Genomic DNA, 21,530 nt, shown 5'->3' with positions numbered 1-21,530 from the left:
CCCACGCGAGTACGGGTGACACTGAGGCAGCGGAACGAGGCGACAGAACGCCTGTAGTCGCGGACCTCACCGAGCCGGTGAGGTCCCGTAGCCGCTTCGAGCCCTGGCGCGGCTCTCGGGTTTTACGACTGTTTGGCAGCCGTGCGCGGTCTCGCCGGGGCTGGACAGCGGCTAGGTAATATCGATTGCCGTATTAGCGCTTTCAGGCCTCGGGTGCCGGGTCTTTTGGTGTCTCGGCATCGTCAGTTGCCACTTCGCCTTCTGCATCCGGGTTCGATGCAGCCGCTTCTTCATCAGCAGCCGCTTTCTTGCGTTGCAGTTTTTCCTCTTTCTTCTGTTCCTTGGCCAAGTCTCTCTGACGTTTGGCGAAGGAGTAATTAGGTTTTGCCATGGGCGATCCTCTGGGGTCGAAGGTGAGGTTGAGCGGTGGCTATTCTGCCTTTAAACGCGCCCGAAGGGTTAATCGGGTTTTCAAAGTTTCGCCCCATGGATTAAACGTTAGTCGACATGGCGCGTTTCGTAAGTGCCGCTCGCACCACAGGCGTAGGCGGCAAGCAAACTGCGGAACAGGCTATTGAGATGCATGGCTCGAACTCCGGAGGGGGGAATGAGTCGATCATAAGCGGGTAATGGCATTTGGGCTGGTTGATTCTATCGATCAGTCTGATAGCCTAAAGTTGTATACAATCTGTTGATTCAGGTCATGAAACCATCGGCCTGCCTCAGGCACCCTTGTCGCACTATGCGTTTTCTAACACTGCCTTGGAGATCCACATGTTTACCAAAATCGTTGCTATTTCCCTGCTGACATTGGCCAGCGGCCAGTTGCTCGCTGCAGAGTGCAAGGTCACCGTCGACTCCACTGATCAGATGTCCTTTGACACCAAGGCCATCGAAATCGACAAGAGCTGCAAGACGTTTACCGTTGAGCTGACTCACTCCGGCAACCTGCCGAAAAACGTCATGGGCCATAACTGGGTGCTGAGCAAAGAAGCCGACATGCAGCCGATCGCGACGGATGGCATGGCCGCTGGCATCGACAAGGATTATTTGAAGGAAGGTGATGCCCGCATCATCGCCCATACCAAGCTTATCGGCGCGAAGGAAAATGACTCGGTCACCTTCGACGTATCGAAACTCTCGGCTGACGAGAAATACGGCTTTTTCTGCTCGTTCCCGGGCCACATCTCGATGATGAAAGGCACTGTGACCCTGAAGTAAGACCGCGTTAGCGTTCTTCGCGAGCAAGCCCGCTCCCACATTCGACCGCATCCTCATGTTGGAACTCGGTCAAGTGTGGGAGCGGGCTTGCTCGCGAAAGCGGTCTGGCAATCAACACTAAACTACCTGTCTACCCTCACGGGGCAAACGGCATTACCCGCTTGTGCTCGGTTTTGCGGTAAGTGTCGCAGATGATCCTGAACGCCTTCTCAGACACGCTCTCGCCGTGCAGGAATGCATCGATCTCGGCATAGGTCACGCCATGGGAAGCCTCATCCGGCTTGCCCGGCGACAGGTCTTCCAGGTCGGCCGTCGGGACTTTCTCCACCAGCGATTCCGGCGCGCCAAGATGTCGCGCAATCGCCCGCACCTGGTGCTTCACCAGCCCGCTCAGCGGTGCCAGGTCACATGCACCATCACCGAACTTGGTGAAAAAGCCCATCACCGCTTCCGCCGCATGGTCAGTACCGATCACCAGGCCGCCGGTCGCACCAGCGATGGTGTACTGCGCCACCATGCGCATCCGCGCCTTGGTATTGCCCAGTACGAAATCCCGGGAGGCGGCGTGCTTGTCCTCGAACGCGACCACTTCAGTGGCCAGGGCCTTGACCGCCGGGGCGATGTTCACCGTGTGGCGCTCGTCGGGCGCGATAAGGTCCACTGAAGCCTGGGCGTCGTGTTCGTCGAACTGGGTGTCGTAAGGCAGGCGCACGGCAATAAAGCGGTACGCCTGGTCACCGGTTTTCGCGCGCAGTTCTTTCATCGCGCGCTGGGCCAGCAGACCGGCCGTCAGGGAGTCGACGCCACCGCTGATGCCCAGTACCAAGGTCTTGAGCCCTGAATTGAGCAGGCAGTCCTGGATAAAGGTAATCCGCCGGGCAACTTCCGCCGCAAGGGCGGCAGGGTCTTTGAACGGCGGCTGGACCTTGAGCTGTTCAGCAATTTCACGCTGTACGGCTTGCATGATTCACTCCTCGCTGGAAATGGCAGGGACTTTAAAAACGTGGCGCAGATAGGCGACGAAGTTGGGATCCGTGCAATGGGTCTTACCCGCTTCATCGGAAATTTTCGCCACGGGCTGGCCATTGCAGGCCGTCATTTTAAGCACGATGCTCATCGGTTCCACACCTGGAATATCACAGGTCAGGTTGGTGCCGATGCCAAAGCTGACATTAATCCGGCCGCGCAGCGCTCGGAAAATCTCCAGCGACTTGGGCAGTGTCAGGCTGTCGGAGAACACCAGGGTCTTGCTCATCGGCTCGATCCCCAGCTTGTGATAGTGGGCAATGGCTTTCTCGGCCCACAGCAGCGGATCACCGGAGTCGTGGCGCAGGCCGTCGAACAGCTTGGCGAAATACAGATCGAAATCGCCGAGGAACGCGTCGGTGGTGATGCAGTCAGTCAAGGCAATCCCCAACAGACCCCGGTATTCGCGGACCCAGCAGTCGAGGGCGGCGATCTGGCTGTCAATCAGGCGGGGGCCCAGTTGCTGATGCGCCATGATCCATTCGTGGGCCATGGTGCCCAGTGGCTTCAGGTCCAGCTCGCGGGCCAGATGCACGTTGCTGGTGCCGACAAAACGGCCGGGGAAGTCATGCTTGAGGACATTCACCACTTCCTCCTGCACGCGGTAAGAGAAGCGCCGCCGAGTGCCAAAGTCCGCCACCTGCAATTGCGACAATTCATCACTGCTGGCGTTGGCGGTCAGCCAGTCGAACTTGCGATAAAGCTGTTCGCGGGCCTGTTCAAGGATGATGGTCTGGTAGCGATAGCGGTTGCGCACTTCGCTGACGATAGCCAGCAACGGCACTTCAAACAAAATCACATGCAGCCACGGCCCGCGCAGGCGGATAAACAACTCGCCGTTTTCGATACCGGTCTGCACATAGCGCAAGTTGAAACGAAACAGGCCGAGGAAGCGCAAGAAGTCCGGTTTCATGAAGCTGATGCGCTCCAGGAAACCCAGTTGATCGGGGCTCAGGCTCAATTCGGCAAGGCGCTCGATCTGGTAACGAATCTCCGCCAGGTAAGGCCGCAGGTCTTCGCTGTTACGGCAGCGGAACTCCCATTCAACCTCCACGTTGGGGTAGTTGTGCAGCACCGCCTGCATCATGGTCAACTTGTAGAAGTCGGTGTCGAGCAGGTTCTGCACGATGCGTTCGGCAAACACACTCTCGCTCATAGCGGGAATCTCCAGACGGGTCGGCGAAGGGCGCCGGCCTTGTACAGGCAATTGAAGGATGGTGCTAGTGGCGCATAGACAAGTGCCGTTAAGCCAGTGATTTTTTGGCTATGCGCTTCGCGTTGTTCTCGTGGTGTGGGTAGGTGCGTGGTTTTGGGGGTTGGGTTTTAATCCAGATCCCTGGACCTGCTCCAGCATCCAGCGCACAAAGTCCCGCACCTTGGGCACTTCCGCCGAATGCTCGGGATACGCCAGGTAATAGGCATCCTGGCTGGGCATTGCATGCTGCCAGGGGATGACCAGCTTGCCATCGGCCAATTCCTCTTCCACCAGGAACCTGGGCAACAGCGCCACGCCACAGCCCACCTGGGCAGCACGGATGCACATGTAAAAGGTGTCGAAACGCGGTCCGTGATAGCTGTGTTCGGTCTGGTAACCCTGGCTGGCGAACCAGTCGTGCCAGCCCTGGGGGCGCGAGGCATTTTGCAGCAGTACCAGATCGCTCAATTGCGTGGGATCGCTGAAGGGGGTGGCTGGCAGGCTGTCGGGCGCGCAGACCGGTATCAGCTCTTCGCTGAACAACTCGAGACTTTCGGTGCCGGGGCGTGAACCGGCACCGAAGTAAAACGCCAGGTCGGCCTTGCCTTGCAGCAGTTCGTCGGGCTCCTGTTCGTTACACAGGTCCAGGTGAATCTGCGGGTGTCGCAGGCGCCAACCCTTGAGCCGTGGCACCAGCCAGCGCGCGCCGAAGGTGTAGGGCGTGGATACCCGCAGTACTTCGGTCTCGCCCCCGTAAGAACGCAGGTAGTGGGTCGACATCTCCACTTGCGTGAGGATTTTGCGCACTTCCACCAAATACAGATCGCCCGCCGGCGTCATCTGCAGGCGGCGCCGCACCCGACGGAACAGCAAGTGTTGCAGCAGTTCTTCCAGCTGCGCGACCTGTTTGCTGACCGCGCTTTGGGTGAGGTTCAATTCCTCGGCGGCCCGGGTGAAGCTCAGGTGACGGGTCACGGCCTCGAAGCATTGCAGGGCGGTGATCGAGGGTAAATGTCTTTTATTCAGCACGGCACGTCTCTTTTTGTTCTTTGCATGAATAAACGGAATGATATCTCGCCTAATCGTCGTTTGTTGACAAGTCTTGGGCCAGCTACAAATAAGCGCTGGAGAGCCGCGCTGGTTGGCGGCGCAATTATTTGTTGCAGATTGAAGGAGTGACCCATGGTTGCCGCATTGCTTGATCGTCTTGGTGTAGAGCCAGCCCTGTATCAGTCGGGTAAGCAGCCCGTGCATTCGCCCATTGATGGTAGCCGGATTGCCTGCGTGCACTGGGAAGGCGCGGCCGAGGTCGAACAGCAGGTCAGTCGCGCAGAGCATGCTTTCGAGGCCTGGCGCAAAGTGCCGGCACCGCGTCGCGGTGAGCTGGTGCGGCAGTTCGGCGACCTGTTGCGGGAGTACAAGGCGGACCTGGGCGAGCTGGTTTCGTGGGAAGCCGGCAAGATCACCCAGGAAGGCCTGGGTGAAGTGCAGGAAATGATCGACATCTGCGACTTTGCCGTAGGCCTGTCGCGTCAGTTGTACGGCTTGACCATCGCCTCCGAGCGGCCCGGCCATCACATGCGGGAAACCTGGCATCCGCTGGGCGTGGTCGGCGTGATCAGCGCCTTCAACTTTCCGGTGGCCGTGTGGGCGTGGAACACTGCGCTGGCGCTGGTGTGTGGCAATGCGGTGATCTGGAAACCCTCCGAAAAGACCCCGCTGACCGCCTTGGCCTGCCAGGCGTTGTTCGAGCGGGCGTTGAAAGATTTCAGTGATGCCCCGCAGTACTTGAGCCAAGTGATTATCGGCGGCCGCGATGCCGGCGCCGCCCTGGTGGATGATCCGCGTGTGGCGCTGATCAGCGCCACCGGCAGTACTCGCATGGGCCGCGAAGTGGCGCCGAAGGTGGCCGCGCGTTTTGCCCGCAGCATTCTTGAACTGGGTGGCAACAACGCGATGATCCTGGGCCCAAGTGCCGACCTGGACATGGCTGTGCGTGCCATTCTGTTCAGCGCTGTCGGTACCGCCGGCCAGCGTTGTACCACCTTGCGCCGGCTGATCGCCCATGAATCGGTAAAAGAAGAGATCGTCACCCGCCTCAAGGCTGCATATTCCAAGGTGCGTATTGGTCATCCGCTGGAAGGCAACTTGGTCGGCCCGCTGATCGACAAACACAGCTTCGACAACATGCAAGATGCGCTGGAACAAGCCTTGAGCGAAGGCGGCAAGGTGTTTGGCGGCACGCGCCAGTTGCAGGATAAATTCCCCGGCGCCTACTACGTGGCGCCGGCGATTGTGGAAATGCCTGAGCAAAGTGAAGTGGTGCGCAGCGAAACCTTCGCACCGATCCTGTACGTGATCGGCTACAGCGATTTTGCCGAAGCCCTGCGCCTGAATAACGAGGTGCCCCAGGGACTGTCCTCCTGCATTTTTACCACCGACGTGCGCGAAGCCGAGCAATTCATGTCCGCGGTGGGCAGTGACTGCGGGATCGCCAACGTCAACATCGGCCCGAGCGGTGCCGAAATTGGCGGTGCGTTTGGCGGCGAGAAGGAAACCGGTGGCGGTCGTGAGTCGGGTTCGGACGCCTGGCGTGGCTACATGCGCCGGCAGACCAATACGGTGAACTACTCGCTGGAGTTGCCGCTGGCTCAGGGCATCACTTTCGACTGAATACCTGTCCAAATGCGGTCAAGGATGTGGGAGCGGGCTTGCTCGCGAAAGCGCTGTGTCAGTCAACGGATATACAACTGATCCACCGCATTCGCGAGCAAGCCCGCTTGTGTCTTGATCTAGGAATAAACTCTGGGGTGAGAGGGGTGGATGGCAAGCTGCAAGTCCGCGGTGCTCAAAGCACGTGTGGGAGCCGAGCTGCCATCCACCTTTCCACTCTGGCCTACAAGCCCGAACAGTTGGACGAGCAGCCACTCGAAATCACAAGCGTGGGCAAAGCCAGAGCACTCTCACATCTGAGTGTAAGAGGGTTTTGCCATGATTTCCTGGGTCGGTATCGACATCTCAAAATCAAACCTTGTCGTCTGGGTTAAACCACAGAGCGAAGGTTTCGATGTTTCAAACACTTCAGAAGGATTTCTTGAGCTGATTCGACGATTGAGTCAGTTTGAAGTCAGTCTGATTTTGCTGGAGGCCACCGGGGGCTATGAGCGTAATGCCATGGCGGCTCTGCAAGGCGCAAACTTCAAGGTGCTCAGGGTCAATCCTCGCCGAGCCAGATCCTTTGCCGTGGCGATGGGCAAGAATGCGAAGACTGACGCTATTGATGCGGCCGTTCTAGCAGACTTTGCTGAAGTGCTGAATGCCTCAAGCAGCAAGGTTATTTCGCCTGAGCGTGAAGCGCTCCGCGAGCTGGTTCAGCAGCGCGAGCATTTCGTTCAGCAACGAGACGACAATAAGCGCCGTCTTCAGCAAGCCCAGCTACCAGCCGTTATTGCGCTGATCAAAGGCCATATTCACTTCCTGCAAACGCAAATCAGGCAACTTGATAAGGCCATCAATCAGAGCATGCACGAACTGGACGCAGAAAAAGCCCAGCGGCTCATCTCTGTTAAAGGTATCGGTACGGTTGCCACCGCGAGTTTGCTGGTTTATCTGCCCGAACTAGGTGAGCTTGATCGCCGTGAGGTTGCGGCCTTGGCAGGTATCGCGCCCTTGAACGACGACAGCGGTAATCACAGCGGGAAGCGACATATCTATGGAGGCAGAGCCCGTGTCAGACGGGCTCTGTACATGTCCTGCTGGGTTGTAATCCGCCATCAGCCCGACTTCAAGGCACGCTACGAAGGCCTTCGAGAGCGAGGTAAGAGCGCGAAGGTCGCGCTCATCGCCTGCATGCGTGTACTGCTGATTAGGCTCAATGCCATGTTGCGAGATGGCACTGAGTGGCGGTGACGAATGGCATGGTGAAGACAGTTGCTCCCACATTGGATCGCATTTGCACAGCAAAATTGTTGTTTGTTAGGTCTCATCGGAGTCTGGCAATGGCACTGCGCGAAGCGTGTTTATGGGAACAACTGACCCCCGGCCGGCCGGATCACGCCGCGCTCAAGGGCGAGGTCAAGGTGGATGTATGCGTGATCGGCGCCGGTATCACCGGATTGTCGGCGGCCATCCACTTGCTGGAGCAGGGTAAGAGCGTCGCCGTGCTGGAAGCCCATCGCATCGGGCACGGCGGCTCGGGACGCAATGTCGGGTTGGTCAACGCCGGGATGTGGATCCCACCGGACGAGATCGAGGCCGGTTTCGGCGAGGCGGTGGGCAGTCAGCTCAATCGCATGCTCGGCGCTGCACCTTCTCTGGTATTCAGTCTGATCGACAAATACCACATCGACTGCCAACTGCGCCGCGAGGGCACTTTGCACATGGCGCACAATGCCCGTGGCGAAGCGGACCTGCGCAGTCGCGAAGAACAATGGAAACGGCGGGGCGCACCGGTGGAACTATTGACTGGCTCGGCCTGCGAGCAGGCCACCGGCACCAAAAAGATCGCCGCCGCCCTGCTGGATCGGCGTGCCGGAACCCTTAATCCGATGGCCTACACCAGCGGTCTGGCGAGTGCGACCATCGGCCTTGGAGGACAGTTGTTCGAGCGTTCCCCGGTGGTTCGGCTGGAGCGCCAGGGTTCGCGCTGGTCGGTGCAGACTGCCCTGGGCGCGGTGCATGCCGGGCAAGTGGTGATTGCTTCCAACGCCTACACCGAGGGCGAGTGGACAGCGCTGCGACGCAACTTTTTCCCCGGGTATTACTATCAAGTGGCGTCGACGCCGCTCACCGATGACGCTGCGCAACAGATTCTGCCGGGTGGGCAGGGTTCATGGGATACGCGACAGGTACTCAGCAGTATTCGCCGCGATGCGGATGGCAGGTTGTTACTCGGCAGCCTGGGTAACGGCAACCAGAAGCCGGCCTGGTTCCTCAAGGCCTGGGCCGACCGGGTGCAGCAGCATTATTTCCCGTTTCTGAAAGCGGTGGACTGGGAATGCACCTGGACGGGCTGTATCGCGTTCACCCCGGACCATCTGATGCGGCTTTTCGAACCGGCGCCCGGCCTGGTGGCTGTCACGGGTTACAACGGGCGCGGTGTGACCACCGGCAGCGTGGTGGGCAAGGCTTTCGCCGACTATCTGTGTCACCAGAATCCCCAGGTTTTGCCGATTCCCTTCGCGCCGATGCAACCGTTGGCTGGCGCGGGCTTGCGCAGCTGTTTGTATGAGGCGGGTTTTTCGCTGTATCACGCGGGCCAATGCCTGCGAATTGTCATCTGATCAGCGCAATAACAGTCAGACGCCGGCAGTTTCTTAGCCGGCTATTCATCTGTATTGGTGCGAGTCGTAGCAACGCCGCACTGTAAATGTGCAGTTCGGTTACGCGCGTTGTTACATAAGCTTGGGCAGTCGATTGATGGCTGCTTGATATCGATCATCGGCCAGGTGCTACTTTTTTTGACTTGGGGTTGCACCTTTGCGAGATAGACGGTTGCACGACCCGCGAAAAGGCGCCGAAACCCCTGTAATAACAATGACACCGTGTCTTTTTCAATAATAAAAACGCAATGGCACGCCCCTTGCTCTCAGCTTTTACGTGAAGGTTTCAAGTGAAAGTTTGAAGTGAAATTGCAGTGCCCATAAACAAAAAACTCGGAGCACCACCTCATGTCCCAGACGTTTTACAAGAAAGGCTTCCTGGCCCTCGCAGTGGCAGCTGCGCTGGGTGTGTCTACGTTTGTTCAAGCTGATGTGAAGATTGGCGTGGCGGGGCCGATGACTGGCGCCAACGCGGCATTTGGTGATCAGTACATGAAAGGTGCCCAAGCGGCGGCTGATGCGATTAACAAGGCGGGCGGGATCAACGGTGAGAAGATTACACTGGTGGCCGGTGACGACGCCTGCGAACCCAAGCAAGCGGTGTCCGTTGCCAACCGTCTGGTCGACCAGGACAAGGTGATCGGCGTGGTCGGGCATTTTTGTTCGTCCAACACCATTCCTGCTTCCGAGATCTACGACGACGCGGGCATCATCGCTATCACGCCAGGCTCTACCAACCCGCAAGTGACCGAGCGCGGCATGGGCGCCATGTTCCGCATGTGCGGACGTGATGACCAGCAAGGCATTGTCGCCGGTGACTACATCGTCGATGTGCTCAAGGGCAAGAAAGTCGCGGTCATCAACGACAAGGATACCTACGGCAAGGGGCTGGCGGATGCCACCGCTGCCCAGTTGACCAAGCGCGGCGTGAAGCCGGTACTGGAGGAAGGCCTGACCCGGGGCGAAAAAGACTTCAGCGCACTGGTCACCAAGATCCGCTCCCTGGGGGTCGACGTCGTGTACTTCGGTGGCCTGCACCCGGAAGCCGGACCTCTGGTTCGCCAACTGCGTGAAGCAGGTCTCAAGGACGTCAAGTTCATGTCCGATGACGGCATCGTGACTGACGAACTGGTGACCACCGCCGGTGGTGCGCAATACGTCGATGGTGTCTACATGACCTTCGGCGCCGACCCGCGCAAGCTGCCAGCCAGCAAGGCGGTAGTGGACGAGTTCCGCAAATCCGGCTACGAGCCCGAGGGCTACACCCTGTACGCCTACGCCTCGCTCCAGGCCCTGGCCGCCGGCTTCAATGGTGCCAAATCCAACAACGGCGAAGATGCGGCCAAATGGCTGAAAGCCAACCCGGTGCAAACCGTGATGGGTGAGAAGACCTGGGACGCCAAGGGTGACCTGAAAGTCTCCGACTATGTGGTTTACCAGTGGGACAAGGAAGGCAAATACCATCAGTTGGAAAAGCAGAAGTAATCCGAACTGACTGCATACCCTCTGTAGGAGCGAGCTTGCTCGCGAAGAACGTCAACGATGACGCCGCATCCTGGATGCACGCAGCGTTCTCGGGCTTTTCGCGAGCAAACTCGCTCCTACGGGAGGTAGTGATGAATATCTGTTTTTTCCTCCCAGAAGAGTCGCGCGCCGTCAGGCGTGCAGGCTCTCACCGCGTGAGATTGCGTTATGGATGGTATTTTCCTGCAGCAACTGGTCAACGGGCTGACCCTCGGGTCGGTCTATGGCCTGATCGCCATCGGCTACACAATGGTCTATGGCATCATTGGCATGATCAACTTCGCCCACGGCGAGGTTTATATGATATCCGCCTACCTCGCGGCGATCAGTCTGGCATTGCTGGCTTACTTCGGCCTCGAATCCTTCCCTCTGCTCATTCTCGGCACCTTGATATTCACCGTTGTCGTCACGGGCGTTTACGGTTGGGTCATTGAACGTGTCGCCTATAAACCGCTGCGTAACTCCACGCGGTTGGCGCCGTTGATCAGCGCCATCGGCATCTCGCTGATCCTGCAGAACTACGCACAGATCGCCCAGGGCGCCAAGCAGCAAGGTATCCCGACCTTGTTGGCGGGGAGCTGGCGCGTTGATATTGGTACCGGGTTCGTGCAGTTGACCTACACCAAGGTATTTATCCTGATCGCGGCATTTGCCGGTATGGCGCTGCTGACCTACATCATCAAGTACACCAAGCTCGGCCGCATGTGTCGTGCGACCCAGCAAGACCGCAAGATGGCTTCGATCCTCGGGATCAACACCGACCGGGTGATTTCCTACGTGTTTGTCATCGGTGCGGCCATGGCGGCCCTGGCCGGTGTGTTGATCACCCTGAACTACGGCACGTTCGATTTCTACGCCGGCTTCATCATCGGCATCAAGGCGTTTACCGCAGCGGTACTCGGCGGCATCGGTTCCCTGCCTGGGGCGATGCTGGGCGGGATCATCCTCGGGATCTCTGAATCGCTGTTCGCAGGGTTGATCAACTCTGACTACAAAGACGTGTTCAGTTTCTCCCTGTTGGTGGTGATTCTGATTTTCCGTCCCCAGGGCCTGCTTGGTCGCCCGCTCGTGGCGAAGGTGTAAACATGTCTGCTGCCAAATCTATCGATATTAAAAAAAGTGTGGTTGATGCAGTCCTGGCCGGGCTGATTTCACTGATCGTGTTCGGCCCCATCGTCGGCGTGGTGCTCGACGGCTACAGCTTCAACCTGGAGCCGACCCGCGTGGCCTTGCTGGTGGGCATCGTCATGGCGGGTCGGCTGGCCATGAGCCTGTTCCTGCAAACCCCCAAGGGCATACGCGTGCTCCAGGGCTTTGAAAGCTCAAGCTCGGGCGTACATGTGCAGGCACCGGACTACAAATCACGGCTGCGCTGGATCATCCCGGCATTGATCGTGATCGCCATCGTGTTTCCGTTCTTCGCCAACAAGTACCTGCTGACCGTGGTGATTCTCGGCCTGATCTACGTATTGCTTGGCCTGGGCCTGAACATCGTGGTGGGGCTGGCCGGGTTGCTCGATCTGGGCTACGTGGCGTTCTATGCCATCGGCGCTTATGGCCTGGCGCTGGGTTATGAATACCTGGGCCTGGGCTTCTGGACAGTGCTGCCATTGGCGGCCATCGCAGCGGCGTTGGCGGGATGCATACTCGGGTTTCCGGTGTTGCGAATGCACGGCGACTACCTGGCGATCGTAACCCTGGGCTTTGGTGAAATCATCCGCCTGGTGCTCAATAACTGGTTGTCGTTTACCGGGGGGCCGAACGGCATGCCGGTGCCGGCGCCGACCTTTCTCGGCCTGGAGTTCGGGCGCAGGGCCAAGGATGGCGGGGTGCCGTTCCATGAGTTTTTCGGGATTGCCTATAACCCCAATGTGAAGTTCCTGTTTATCTACATCGTCTTGTTCCTCGTCGTGCTGCTGGTGCTGTACATCAAGCATCGCCTGACACGCATGCCGGTGGGCCGTGCTTGGGAAGCCTTGCGTGAAGATGAAATCGCCTGCCGTTCCATGGGCCTTAACCATGTACTGGTGAAACTCTCGGCATTCACGATCGGCGCCTCGACAGCCGGTCTGGCCGGGGTGTTTTTTGCCAGTTACCAAGGGTTCGTCAATCCGTCCTCGTTCACCTTCTTCGAGTCGGCGTTGATCCTTGCCATCGTCGTGTTGGGGGGGATGGGCTCGACCGTCGGTGTGGTGATTGCCGCTTTCGTGCTGACCGTGGCACCGGAGCTGCTGCGCAGTTTCTCTGAGTACCGGGTGTTGCTGTTTGGGGTGTTGATGGTGGTGATGATGATCTGGCGACCGCGTGGCCTGATCCGCATCAGCCGTACCGGGGTGACGCCACGCAAGGGTGTCTTTGTGAAAGGAGAACCACGCCATGAGTAAGGAAGTCGTGCTGCGCGTGGAAAAACTGATGATGCACTTCGGTGGCATCAAGGCCCTGAGCGACGTGAGCCTCAAGGTCGAACGCAACTCGATCTTCGCTCTGATCGGCCCCAACGGTGCAGGCAAGACCACGGTGTTCAACTGCCTGACCGGCTTCTACAAAGCCACTGGCGGCAAGATCGAGCTGAATGTGCGGGGCAAGCAGACCAACGTCATTCAGTTGCTGGGCGAGCCGTTCAAGGTCACTGACTTTGTTTCACCGAAAAGCTTTGTCAGCCGGGTGTTCTACAAGATGTTCGGCGGTACCCATCTGGTGAACCGTGCCGGGCTGGCGCGGACCTTCCAGAACATTCGCCTGTTCAAGGAAATGTCGGTGCTGGAAAACCTGCTGGTGGCCCAGCATATGTGGGTCAACCGCAGCCTGCTGGCGGGCATCCTCAACACCAAGGGCTACCAAAAAGCCGAAAACGATGCCCTGGACCACGCGTTCTACTGGCTGGAAGTGGTGGACCTGGTGGACTGCGCCAATCGCTTGGCCGGTGAATTGTCCTACGGCCAGCAGCGGCGCCTGGAGATTGCCCGCGCCATGTGTACGCGACCGCAGATCATCTGCCTCGACGAACCTGCCGCCGGCCTCAACCCCCAGGAAACCGAAGCCCTCAGTGCGATGATTCGCCTGCTGCGCGACGAACACGACCTGACAGTGGTGCTGATCGAACACGACATGGGAATGGTGATGAGTATTTCCGACCACATCGTGGTGCTCGACCACGGCAACGTCATCGCCGAAGGTGGCCCGGAGGCGATCCGTAACGATCCGAAAGTGATTGCGGCATACCTGGGTGCTGATGAAGAGGAGTTGGCATGAGTAAACCTATCCTCGAAATCAAGGATCTGGACGTGTTCTACGGCCCGATCCAGGCCCTGAAAAAGGTCTCGCTGTACATCAATGAAGGCGAAACCGTCAGCTTGATCGGCTCCAACGGCGCGGGCAAATCCACCTTGCTGATGTCGATCTTCGGCCAGCCCCGGGCCGAGTCCGGGCAGATCATCTACAACGGCGTCGACATTACCCACAAGTCATCGCATTACATCGCCTCCAACGGCATCGCCCAATCCCCGGAGGGGCGCCGGGTATTCCCCGACATGACCGTCGAGGAAAACCTGCTGATGGGTACCATCCCCATTGGGGACAAGCACGCCAGCGAGGATATGCAGCGCATGTTCGAGCTGTTCCCGCGGCTCAAGGAGCGGCGTAACCAGCGGGCCATGACCATGTCCGGCGGCGAGCAGCAAATGCTTGCCATCGCCCGTGCGTTGATGAGTCGGCCCAAGCTCTTGCTGCTGGACGAGCCCAGCCTGGGCCTGGCGCCGATTGTGGTGAAGCAGATCTTCGCCACCTTGCGCGAGCTGGCCGCCACCGGGATGACCATCTTCCTGGTGGAACAGAACGCCAACCATGCGTTACGCCTGTCCGACCGGGCGTATGTGATGGTCAACGGCGATATTCGCCTGACGGGCACCGGCAAGGAACTGCTGGTGAATGAAGAGGTGCGTAATGCCTATCTCGGCGGGCACTGAATAATAATTCCAAGCGGTACGCTGGGTCCATGTGGGAGCCGGCTTGCTCGCGATAGCGGTGTGTCAGTCGAGATCTTGATTGACTGATTCACCGCTATCGCGAGCAAGCCTGCTCCCACATTATTTGGGGTGTCCACAAGCACGTCACCCAATTGTGGAAAACAAATCTACGCACCTGCCAAAGCGCGACATATAGCCGCCGCAAATCCCTGTTTTGTCACACAAATGACTTGTCCCCATCGGCTGTGGAACCGGCTGTGGGTAACGTGGGAGTATCTGGCTGCAGCCCAATGAAATAGCGGCCTGCAGTCTGATGGGTGTTTTTTGATCAGGGCTTTTTTGGTGACCGCTGCAAGGTTTTGTCAACCTGTTCATAGACACAGGTATATGACCGCGACATGTCTGCAATGCCTGTGGATAAGTCTGTGACTAAACTCTGGAAAGACTTCCACAGAGGCCGGAATTAGTGGCTTGGTGACAGGACTCTGGTGACTCGATGCGCCGTTGGACTACATACGGCCAGGCCAAGGTCAAGCAAAAAACTTTTTGAATCGCGCTGAAAGCCTTGTACACAGCGGTCTTGAGGGTTTTGCACTTGCCCCCAAAGACTGTGGACGGGGCTGTGGATAACGTGCGCGCACAACGCTGCAAGGCCCGGTTTGTATGGGGTAGGCACGTTTGGTTAAAAAATGCACAGTACGCGTCTGGATCAGCTTCAAGGGGTGTGCGTATCAGTTGCCGCCGGCCCGGCGGCGGGGCATGCTGCTGGCTGTTTTTATCTCATCGGCTGTTTGAAGCCCCCCGCAAGGAGAACACCATGTCCAATACGTTGTTTATTACCGGCGCGACCTCCGGTTTTGGCGAAGCCTGTGCCCGGCGTTTTGCCGAGGCCGGCTGGAAACTGGTGCTTACAGGGCGTCGCGAAGAACGTTTGAACGCCCTGTGCGCCGAGCTTTCGAAACAGACCGAGGTGCATGGCCTGGTGGTGGATGTGCGTGACCGCAAAGGCATGGAAGACGCCATCGCCAGCTTGCCGGCGTCCTTCAGCACGTTGCGCGGGCTGATCAACAACGCCGGCCTGGCGGTGGGCACCGATCCCGCGCCCAAGTGCAACCTCGATGATTGGGAAACCATGGTCGATACCAATATCAAAGGCTTGCTTACCACCACCAACCTGCTGCTGCCGCGCTTGATCGCGCATGGCCGTGGCGCCGGGATCATCAACCTGGGCTCGATCGCCGGCAACTATCCGTATCCGGGCAGCCACGTGTATGGCGGCTCCAAGGCCTTCGTCAAACAGTTCTCGCTGAACCTGCGCTGTGATCTGCAAGGCACTGGCGTGCGGGTGACCAACATCGAGCCGGGCCTGTGTGAAAGCGAGTTCTCGCTGGTGCGCTTCGGCGGTGATCAGGCGCGTTACGACGCCACTTATGCCGGCGCCGAGCCGATCCAGCCCCAGGACATCGCCGACACCATCTTCTGGGTGCTGAACACCCCGGCGCATGTGAACATCAATCGCCTGGAACTGATGCCGGTGAGCCAGACCTGGGCCGGTTTTGCGATTGAGCGCGGCGCGAAAGCCTAGCGTTGAGCCCCTGTAGGAGCGAGCTCGCTCGCGAAAAACTCAAGGACGCCGCGTTCATCCAGGATGCCCGCGTTATTGTTGACGATCTTCGCGAGCAAGCTCGCTCCTACAGTAAACAGTCATAAGTGAAGGTAATAGGCGGCAAATCGGCCAAAACACGGCATAAGGTACACTGCGCTCCTGAAAACCCGCCGCACTGTGCGGTTTCAAGGTTTTGACAGGAGGATTTGTGAGTAACCGAGGTGAGCAGTCGCTGCTCAAACAATCGACCATCCTGATGTTCGCGGTCGCGATCGCCGGGATTGTCACGGGTGTGGTGTCTGGCGCCCAATCCATTTTATTCGATGGCTTTTTCTCGTTGATCGCAACCGCCATCAAGGTGCTGATGCTGATCACGGCCAAGCTGATTGCCAAGCAAAGCAACGAGCGTTTCCAGTTCGGCTACTGGCACCTGGAGCCCATGGTGCTGTTGATCGAGGGCAGTTTCCTGCTGTTGATTGCCATCTATGCGTTTCTCAACGGTGTGTTCGGCATTATCAATGGTGGTCGCGAAATCGAATTGGGCCTGGTGATTATCTATGCGGCGGTATTTACCGTCGTTGAGTTTGCCTACTTCTTCTATGTGCGCTACCGCAATCGTACGCTCAAGTCATCGCTGATTCAGTTCGACAACATCAGTTGGCTGGTGGACGCGATGCTCTCGGTCGGCTTGCTGATCAGCTTTCTCGCCGCGCTGTTGCTCAAGTCCCAGGGCTATGGCGAGTGGGCGGTGTATGTCGACCCGCTGATCCTGATCCTGCTGGCCCTGAGCATGCTAGCGCCGGCCTTCAAGATTCTGCGTCCGGCGCTGCGTGATGTATTGGGGATTGCCCCGGACCAGTTGGCTGACCAGGTGCGTGAAGTGATGGATGCGGCCCAGGCCAAACATGGCTTCGAGGAATATGTGTCCTACGTGCAAAAACACGGACGGGCGCGGTTTATCGAGATTCATGTGGTATTGCCGGCGGATTACCCGGTGGATAACGTTGCGCGCCTCGACGGCTTGCGTGAAGAGATATCCACAGGCCTGGGTAAAGCGGATGCCGCGCGCTGGCTGACCATCAGCTTTACTGGAGATCGCAAGTGGATTGCGTGAAGGCCGTTGGGCCGAGGTGAGGCTATCGCGGGCTTGCTCGCGATAAGGCCCTTGAGGTCAGCCGAAATAATCCAGCAAACCCCGATAGCACGTCGCCAGGTGATACGGCGTGGTCGAGGGCATGTCCCACCGACTGACCTGGCCGCTGGCATCCAGGCACTCATTCCAGCCTTTGGCATGCAGGAAGCGCTGTTGCAACGCCAGCAATTGGCGCTGCAACAGCGCTTCACTGCCCGGTCTCAAAGTTAACGCCCGCAGGTATTCGGCCTGGGCCCAGATGCGCTGGGTACCGTCACGCACGACACCGTTCAGCGCCAACATACCGCTGACCGCGCCACTGGTGTTATCCACACCCGTTTGTTCCGCGTAGGCAAATGCCCGGCTCAATGAGGCATGCAGCGGCGTACCGCGCAGCACCGGTGACGACTCCAGCAAAAAGAACCATTCGAACTGGTGGCCCGGCTCGAACCAGTTATCCACAGCGCCCACGGGTTTTTCCATCATCAGCCCATGCTGACGGTCGATGAAGCGTTGCTGCATGGCCGTCGCCAGCGCCAGCAACGCCTGTTGCACGGCGGCGTCTGCGCGTACCGCGAGGGTTGCGAGAAAGCCTTCGGCCAGGTGCATCAACGGGTTTTGCAGCGGGCCTGAGTCGAGGGATGACCAGTCGCGCTCCAGCACCGCTTCATACAAACCGTCATTCGTGGCAAAACGCTTGGCGACCACCTCCAGGGCGGCATTCAACACGGATTCCACCAACGGCTCGCGGACCTTGGCCCAGTAATGGGCGCAGGCGAAGATGATGAAGGCGTGGGTGTAGAGGTCTTTGCGTTTATCCAGCGGCTTGCCGTGCGGATCGATGCTGTAGAACCAGCCACCGTACTCGGCATCGTGGAAATGCTGCTGCAGCGAGCGAAACAGCGCGGCCGCGCGTACTTCGGCGAAGGCCTGGCCGGGTTCGCCGATCAGGCTGGCAAACAGGTACAACTGCCGGGCGCAGGCCATGGCGCGGTAGCGTTGCGGCGCCAGTGGCTGGTGATTGGCGTCCAGCGCCTCGTAAGGCAGCGCCAACTCGGTGTTCCAGCCCGGGCCCTGCCAGAGCGGCACGATCAGGTCGTTGAAGTGCGTGAGCACAGCATTCAATTGAGGCTTGAGGGCAGAACTTGGAGCGATGGGCATCGGCTGGCGTCGTCACGGCAGGAGTGTTTGCCGCGCATGGTAGCAGATGAAGGGCTGTCACAAGTTGCAAGCTACAAGCGGCAAGTAAGAGCGATTGGGCTTTAACGTGCGGCTTGTAGCTTGCCGCTTTCAGCTGGCGAGCAACCACGCACCGGTCGCCGCCGAGGTGGCGCCGGCGATACGCACTAACGGTGCCGCGGCAGTCGGCAGGCAACGCACCACGGCATAGCCAACTGCGTGCAAGGCTGCGGTGGCGCCGACAAACCCGATGGCATACGTCCAGGGGCTGGACATGTCCGGTACCTCCAGGCCATGCGCGACGCCATGGAACAGGGCAAACACGGCGGTTGCCGCGACCGCGACCGCGACCGGTGGACGAATGGCCAAGGCTACCGCCAGGCCCAGGGCGAGTACCGATGCAGCAATCGCGCTTTCCAGGGCCGGCAACCCTAGGCCTTCAAAACCCAGCAAGCCGCCGATCAACATGCTGGCGACAAAGGTGCAGGGCAGGGCCCAGCGTGCCGCGCCTTGTTGTTGGGCGGCCCACAAGCCGACGGCAAGCATCGCCAGCAAGTGATCGAGGCCGCCGAGCGGGTGACCGATGCCGGCCAGCAGGCCGTTGTCACCATGACCCGGATGGGCAAAGGCCAGGGCGGGGGCGAGTAGCAGGGCGAGGGCGGCAAACAGTTTGTTGAGGCTCATGAACAGGCTCCTTGAGGGTTGATCAGGCTGCGGTCAGCAAGCCTTGGCGTTCGATGAAGGCGACGATAGCGTCGAGGCCGACCCCGGTTTTCTGGTTGCTGAAAACAAAAGGCTTGCTGCCGCGCATGCGTTGAGTGTCGCTGTTCATCAGCTCCAGCGAAGCGCCGACCAGCGGCGCGAGGTCGATCTTGTTGATCACCAGCAAATCGGACTTGCAGATCCCCGGCCCGCCCTTGCGCGGCAGCTTGTCGCCGGCCGACACATCGATCACATAGATCGTCAGGTCAGACAGCTCGGGACTGAACGTGGCGGAAAGGTTGTCACCCCCCGACTCCACCAGAATCAGGTCGAGGCCCGGAAAGCGTCGGTTCAGTTGATCCACCGCCTCGAGGTTGATGGACGCGTCCTCGCGAATCGCGGTGTGGGGGCAGCCTCCGGTTTCGACACCGATGATACGTTCGGGCGCGAGGGCCTGGTTGCGTACCAGGAAGTCGGCGTCTTCGCGGGTATAAATGTCGTTGGTGACCACCGCCAGGTTGTAGCGATCGCGCAGGGCCAGGCACAGGGCCAGGGTCAGGGCGGTCTTGCCGGAGCCAACCGGGCCGCCGATGCCGACGCGCAAGGGTTGTGTGTGCATGGGTTTCTCCTAGGAACGAAACAGGCGGCTGTACTGGCGCTCATGGGCCATGCATGCCAGGGACAGGCCGAACGCGGCACTGCCGTAGTGATCGGGAGCGTGTTGGGCGGCTTGCCGCTGGGCTTGTTGGAGCAACGGCAGCAACTCGCTGGTCAGGCGCTGGGCGGCTTGTTGCCCAAGGGGCAGGGTCTTCATCAGCACGGCCAGTTGGTTTTCCAGCCAGCTCCAGAGCCAGGCGGCCAATGCATCGTCTGGGGTGATCGCCCAGGCGCGGGCGGCGAGGGCCCAGCCCAGGGCCAAATGCGGCTCGCTCACCTGTTCGAGAAAATGGCGGGCCGGCGCGTCGAGTTCCGGCAAACCGTTGAGCAGTTGTTGCAAGGAATAGCCCATTTGCCGGCTTTCCTGAAACAACTCACGGGTCTCGCGGCTGGCGCGGTGTTCGTCACACAGCTGGCGCAGGCGCGACCAATCCTGATCGGCAGCAGCCTGGCAATGGGCGAGCAACAGCGGCGCTTCGAAACGCGCCAGATTGAGCAGCAACTGATCGCTGATCCAGCGTCGGGCGCTGGCCGGATCACACACGCGAGCCTGTTCCACGGCCATCTCCAGGCCCTGGGAATAGCTGTAGCCGCCAATCGGCAATTGCGGACTGGCCAGACGCAACAGCGCCCAGGCCGGGTTCACAGGCGCACGCCGAACTGGTGCAGTTTGGGTGGATAGTTGAAATCTTCGTCGCCATGGCGCGAATGGTGATGACCACCACCATAAGCGCCGTGTTCCGGCTGGAAAGGGGCTTCGATGGTTTCGGTGTGGGCGCCCAACTGCTCGAGCATGGCCTTGAGCACGTAGTCATCGAGCAGGCGCAGCCAGCCGTCTCCCACTTGCAGGGCGACATGCCGGTTACCCAGGTGATAGGCGGCGCGGGTCAATTCAAAGGCGCTGCTGCACGTGACGTGCAGCAGGTGTTCAGGACGCGCACTGACCCGTACGACACGTCCGTCTTCGGCCTGTAGGAACTCACCATCGTGCAGCGGTGGCTGGCCGCGCTCCAGAAACAGGCCGACGTCTTCACCGTCAACACTGAAGCAGCGCAACCGGCTTTTGCTGCGGGCTTCGAAATTCAGCAGCAGTTGCGCAGCCCAGAGGGTTTGAGGGGCGATTCGGCGGTGGATCACCAGCATCAGGAAGCTTCCAGCGATGAGCGATAGACAAGCTAGAGCAAGGGGCTTGCCAATCAGGCGTGGCGTAGGAAAAACCTGTAGGTAAGCACGCTGCGCCATCAAACGGGGCGCGTTGCTATTCGGTGATGATTCATATTGGTGCGCAAGGCGACCGGCAAGCACCTGAATTGGGCGATTTTTGCCAAGTGCGGCCAGCGGTTTGCGGGAGGCGTTTGTCGGGTTTTTACTGGGCGCTGATTTAAAGATTTTCCTTACATGTATTAAAGATTTGGCGTTCATCTCGTTACATGCCGTTTCTCTAGGATTTCGCTCCGTGTTTAACCCGTTGCGATATCCATCATGCTCAAGTCATTTTTATCTTTACTCATCGTCAGCCTGTTGTTGATCACGCCGTCGAGCTGGGCCAACGTCATCCAGCGTCACTCGTCACTGGCGCCCTTCAATACGTCGTTGCAGACGGTTCCCAAGCCGTCCATCGATAACGTCATCGACCGCGCTCACGCCTTGCTCGGCACGCCGTACCGCTGGGGCGGAACGTCGGTGGAACAGGGTTTCGATTGCAGCGGCTTTCTGGTGTACCTGTTCAAGACCGAAGCCAATATCCTGATACCACGCACCACGGCGGCGATGCACCGCTCAACCGCCGCGACGATCAAGCGTGATGCGCTGAAACCCGGCGATGCAGTGTTTTTCAAGGGCAATGGGCGCGGTCGGATCAATCATGTCGGCCTGTATATCGGCGAAGGCAAGTTCATTCATTCGCCACGCACTGGCAAGAACATCCGCATCGATTCGTTGGCCAACAGCTACTGGAAAAAACACTACACCACCGCCAAGCGTTTTCACGCGGTGCGTTGAG

Annotated in this window: 21 protein-coding genes; 12 read left to right on the top strand and 9 right to left on the bottom strand. The window is 59.1% G+C overall.

All coding sequences use genetic code 11. The annotated features are described in order from the left end of the window. Positions 1 to 202: 202 nt before the first annotated feature. A complete protein-coding gene (locus tag BLU75_RS19995; RefSeq protein WP_084379635.1) occupies positions 203 to 391 on the bottom strand; it encodes a hypothetical protein in 189 nt (62 codons plus the stop codon). A gap of 383 nt (positions 392 to 774) precedes the next feature. Between BLU75_RS19995 and azu the strand changes: the two genes are divergently transcribed. Further along, a complete protein-coding gene (gene azu / locus BLU75_RS19990) occupies positions 775 to 1,221 on the top strand; it encodes an azurin (protein ID WP_084379634.1) in 447 nt (148 codons plus the stop codon). A 136-nt stretch (positions 1,222 to 1,357) separates the two neighbouring features. Here azu and nadE read toward each other — a convergent pair whose 3' ends face one another. The 3 genes from nadE to BLU75_RS19975 form a co-directional block, all read right to left on the bottom strand. Beyond that, positions 1,358 to 2,185 carry an ammonia-dependent NAD(+) synthetase gene (nadE, locus tag BLU75_RS19985; protein WP_084379633.1) on the bottom strand — a complete coding sequence of 276 codons (828 nt, stop codon included), beginning with the start codon at positions 2,183 to 2,185 and terminating at the stop codon, positions 1,358 to 1,360. A 3-nt stretch (positions 2,186 to 2,188) separates the two neighbouring features. Beyond that, complete coding sequence (gene pncB, locus BLU75_RS19980) at positions 2,189 to 3,403, bottom strand: nicotinate phosphoribosyltransferase (RefSeq protein WP_084379632.1); 1,215 nt, start codon at positions 3,401 to 3,403, stop codon at positions 2,189 to 2,191. Between the two features lie 108 nt (positions 3,404 to 3,511). Then, positions 3,512 to 4,471 carry a LysR family transcriptional regulator gene (locus tag BLU75_RS19975; protein WP_231982581.1) on the bottom strand — a complete coding sequence of 320 codons (960 nt, stop codon included), beginning with the start codon at positions 4,469 to 4,471 and terminating at the stop codon, positions 3,512 to 3,514. 153 nt (positions 4,472 to 4,624) lie between these two features. On the opposite strand from BLU75_RS19975, the gene amaB reads away from it, so the two are divergent. The 10 genes from amaB (at position 4,625) to BLU75_RS19925 (ending at position 16,972) form a co-directional block, all read left to right on the top strand. Then, on the top strand, positions 4,625 to 6,115 hold the full coding sequence (amaB, locus tag BLU75_RS19970) for an L-piperidine-6-carboxylate dehydrogenase (protein ID WP_084379631.1): 1,491 nt from the start codon (positions 4,625 to 4,627) through the stop codon (positions 6,113 to 6,115). A gap of 318 nt (positions 6,116 to 6,433) precedes the next feature. Then, on the top strand, positions 6,434 to 7,351 hold the full coding sequence (locus BLU75_RS19965; protein WP_084381955.1) for an IS110 family transposase: 918 nt from the start codon (positions 6,434 to 6,436) through the stop codon (positions 7,349 to 7,351). 89 nt (positions 7,352 to 7,440) lie between these two features. Next, a complete protein-coding gene (amaA, locus tag BLU75_RS19960; protein WP_084380884.1) occupies positions 7,441 to 8,724 on the top strand; it encodes an L-pipecolate oxidase in 1,284 nt (427 codons plus the stop codon). A 387-nt stretch (positions 8,725 to 9,111) separates the two neighbouring features. Further along, on the top strand, positions 9,112 to 10,248 hold the full coding sequence (locus tag BLU75_RS19955; RefSeq protein WP_084380885.1) for a branched-chain amino acid ABC transporter substrate-binding protein: 1,137 nt from the start codon (positions 9,112 to 9,114) through the stop codon (positions 10,246 to 10,248). 207 nt (positions 10,249 to 10,455) lie between these two features. Then, complete coding sequence (locus BLU75_RS19950; RefSeq protein ID WP_084380886.1) at positions 10,456 to 11,370, top strand: ABC transporter permease subunit; 915 nt, start codon at positions 10,456 to 10,458, stop codon at positions 11,368 to 11,370. A gap of 2 nt (positions 11,371 to 11,372) precedes the next feature. Further along, positions 11,373 to 12,671 (top strand): high-affinity branched-chain amino acid ABC transporter permease LivM, encoded by a 1,299-nt coding sequence (gene livM / locus BLU75_RS19945; RefSeq protein ID WP_084380887.1) that lies wholly within the window; start codon positions 11,373 to 11,375, stop codon positions 12,669 to 12,671. Continuing rightward, a complete protein-coding gene (locus BLU75_RS19940; RefSeq protein WP_084380888.1) occupies positions 12,664 to 13,539 on the top strand; it encodes an ABC transporter ATP-binding protein in 876 nt (291 codons plus the stop codon). Before livM ends, BLU75_RS19940 begins: the two co-directional genes overlap by 8 nt. Further along, the gene (locus tag BLU75_RS19935) at positions 13,536 to 14,252 is read left to right on the top strand and encodes an ABC transporter ATP-binding protein (protein ID WP_084380889.1); all 717 of its coding nucleotides are present in this window, start codon (positions 13,536 to 13,538) and stop codon (positions 14,250 to 14,252) included. Before BLU75_RS19940 ends, BLU75_RS19935 begins: the two co-directional genes overlap by 4 nt. Before the next feature lie 817 nt (positions 14,253 to 15,069). After that, positions 15,070 to 15,837: an SDR family oxidoreductase gene (locus BLU75_RS19930; RefSeq protein WP_084380890.1), complete on the top strand. Its 768-nt coding sequence runs from the start codon at positions 15,070 to 15,072 to the stop codon at positions 15,835 to 15,837. Positions 15,838 to 16,066: 229 nt separating this feature from the next. Continuing rightward, positions 16,067 to 16,972, top strand: coding sequence for a cation diffusion facilitator family transporter (locus BLU75_RS19925; RefSeq protein ID WP_084380891.1), 906 nt, complete (start codon positions 16,067 to 16,069; stop codon positions 16,970 to 16,972). A gap of 57 nt (positions 16,973 to 17,029) precedes the next feature. Here BLU75_RS19925 and BLU75_RS19920 read toward each other — a convergent pair whose 3' ends face one another. From BLU75_RS19920 to ureE, 5 genes are all read right to left on the bottom strand, one after another. After that, on the bottom strand, positions 17,030 to 18,151 hold the full coding sequence (locus BLU75_RS19920; protein WP_084380892.1) for an AGE family epimerase/isomerase: 1,122 nt from the start codon (positions 18,149 to 18,151) through the stop codon (positions 17,030 to 17,032). A 129-nt stretch (positions 18,152 to 18,280) separates the two neighbouring features. After that, positions 18,281 to 18,853 (bottom strand): HupE/UreJ family protein, encoded by a 573-nt coding sequence (locus tag BLU75_RS19915; protein ID WP_084380893.1) that lies wholly within the window; start codon positions 18,851 to 18,853, stop codon positions 18,281 to 18,283. Between the two features lie 22 nt (positions 18,854 to 18,875). Continuing rightward, positions 18,876 to 19,490 (bottom strand): urease accessory protein UreG, encoded by a 615-nt coding sequence (gene ureG / locus BLU75_RS19910; RefSeq protein WP_084380894.1) that lies wholly within the window; start codon positions 19,488 to 19,490, stop codon positions 18,876 to 18,878. A 9-nt stretch (positions 19,491 to 19,499) separates the two neighbouring features. Then, a complete protein-coding gene (locus tag BLU75_RS19905; protein ID WP_084380895.1) occupies positions 19,500 to 20,174 on the bottom strand; it encodes an urease accessory protein UreF in 675 nt (224 codons plus the stop codon). Beyond that, the gene (gene ureE / locus BLU75_RS19900) at positions 20,171 to 20,671 is read right to left on the bottom strand and encodes an urease accessory protein UreE (RefSeq protein WP_084380896.1); all 501 of its coding nucleotides are present in this window, start codon (positions 20,669 to 20,671) and stop codon (positions 20,171 to 20,173) included. The genes BLU75_RS19905 and ureE overlap by 4 nt, the downstream gene beginning before the upstream one ends. A 339-nt stretch (positions 20,672 to 21,010) precedes the next feature. Here ureE and BLU75_RS19895 point away from each other — a divergent pair, with 339 nt between their 5' ends. After that, on the top strand, positions 21,011 to 21,529 hold the full coding sequence (locus tag BLU75_RS19895; RefSeq protein WP_084380897.1) for a C40 family peptidase: 519 nt from the start codon (positions 21,011 to 21,013) through the stop codon (positions 21,527 to 21,529). Position 21,530 lies beyond the last annotated feature (1 nt).

The sequence above is a fragment of the Pseudomonas mucidolens genome (assembly GCF_900106045.1).
Taxonomy (GTDB): domain Bacteria; phylum Pseudomonadota; class Gammaproteobacteria; order Pseudomonadales; family Pseudomonadaceae; genus Aquipseudomonas; species Aquipseudomonas mucidolens.
Note: the sequence above shows the minus strand (reverse complement) of the source record. Positions and strands in the feature narration are given on the sequence as shown.

Excerpts from the sequence above, each read along its gene's own strand:
- pncB (WP_084379632.1), bottom strand. The coding sequence starts at position 3,403 with ATGAGCGAGAGTGTGTTTGCCGAACGCATCGTGCAGAACCTGCTCGAC.
- ureG (WP_084380894.1), bottom strand. The coding sequence starts at position 19,490 with ATGCACACACAACCCTTGCGCGTCGGCATCGGCGGCCCGGTTGGCTCC.
- BLU75_RS19930 (WP_084380890.1), top strand. The coding sequence starts at position 15,070 with ATGTCCAATACGTTGTTTATTACCGGCGCGACCTCCGGTTTTGGCGAA.
- BLU75_RS19895 (WP_084380897.1), top strand. The coding sequence starts at position 21,011 with ATGCTCAAGTCATTTTTATCTTTACTCATCGTCAGCCTGTTGTTGATC.
- BLU75_RS19940 (WP_084380888.1), top strand. The coding sequence starts at position 12,664 with ATGAGTAAGGAAGTCGTGCTGCGCGTGGAAAAACTGATGATGCACTTC.
- azu (WP_084379634.1), top strand. The coding sequence starts at position 775 with ATGTTTACCAAAATCGTTGCTATTTCCCTGCTGACATTGGCCAGCGGC.
- ureE (WP_084380896.1), bottom strand. The coding sequence starts at position 20,671 with ATGCTGGTGATCCACCGCCGAATCGCCCCTCAAACCCTCTGGGCTGCG.
- BLU75_RS19965 (WP_084381955.1), top strand. The coding sequence starts at position 6,434 with ATGATTTCCTGGGTCGGTATCGACATCTCAAAATCAAACCTTGTCGTC.
- BLU75_RS19950 (WP_084380886.1), top strand. The coding sequence starts at position 10,456 with ATGGATGGTATTTTCCTGCAGCAACTGGTCAACGGGCTGACCCTCGGG.
- livM (WP_084380887.1), top strand. The coding sequence starts at position 11,373 with ATGTCTGCTGCCAAATCTATCGATATTAAAAAAAGTGTGGTTGATGCA.
- BLU75_RS19955 (WP_084380885.1), top strand. The coding sequence starts at position 9,112 with ATGTCCCAGACGTTTTACAAGAAAGGCTTCCTGGCCCTCGCAGTGGCA.
- nadE (WP_084379633.1), bottom strand. The coding sequence starts at position 2,185 with ATGCAAGCCGTACAGCGTGAAATTGCTGAACAGCTCAAGGTCCAGCCG.
- amaA (WP_084380884.1), top strand. The coding sequence starts at position 7,441 with ATGGCACTGCGCGAAGCGTGTTTATGGGAACAACTGACCCCCGGCCGG.
- BLU75_RS19915 (WP_084380893.1), bottom strand. The coding sequence starts at position 18,853 with ATGAGCCTCAACAAACTGTTTGCCGCCCTCGCCCTGCTACTCGCCCCC.
- BLU75_RS19920 (WP_084380892.1), bottom strand. The coding sequence starts at position 18,151 with ATGCCCATCGCTCCAAGTTCTGCCCTCAAGCCTCAATTGAATGCTGTG.
- amaB (WP_084379631.1), top strand. The coding sequence starts at position 4,625 with ATGGTTGCCGCATTGCTTGATCGTCTTGGTGTAGAGCCAGCCCTGTAT.
- BLU75_RS19995 (WP_084379635.1), bottom strand. The coding sequence starts at position 391 with ATGGCAAAACCTAATTACTCCTTCGCCAAACGTCAGAGAGACTTGGCC.
- BLU75_RS19935 (WP_084380889.1), top strand. The coding sequence starts at position 13,536 with ATGAGTAAACCTATCCTCGAAATCAAGGATCTGGACGTGTTCTACGGC.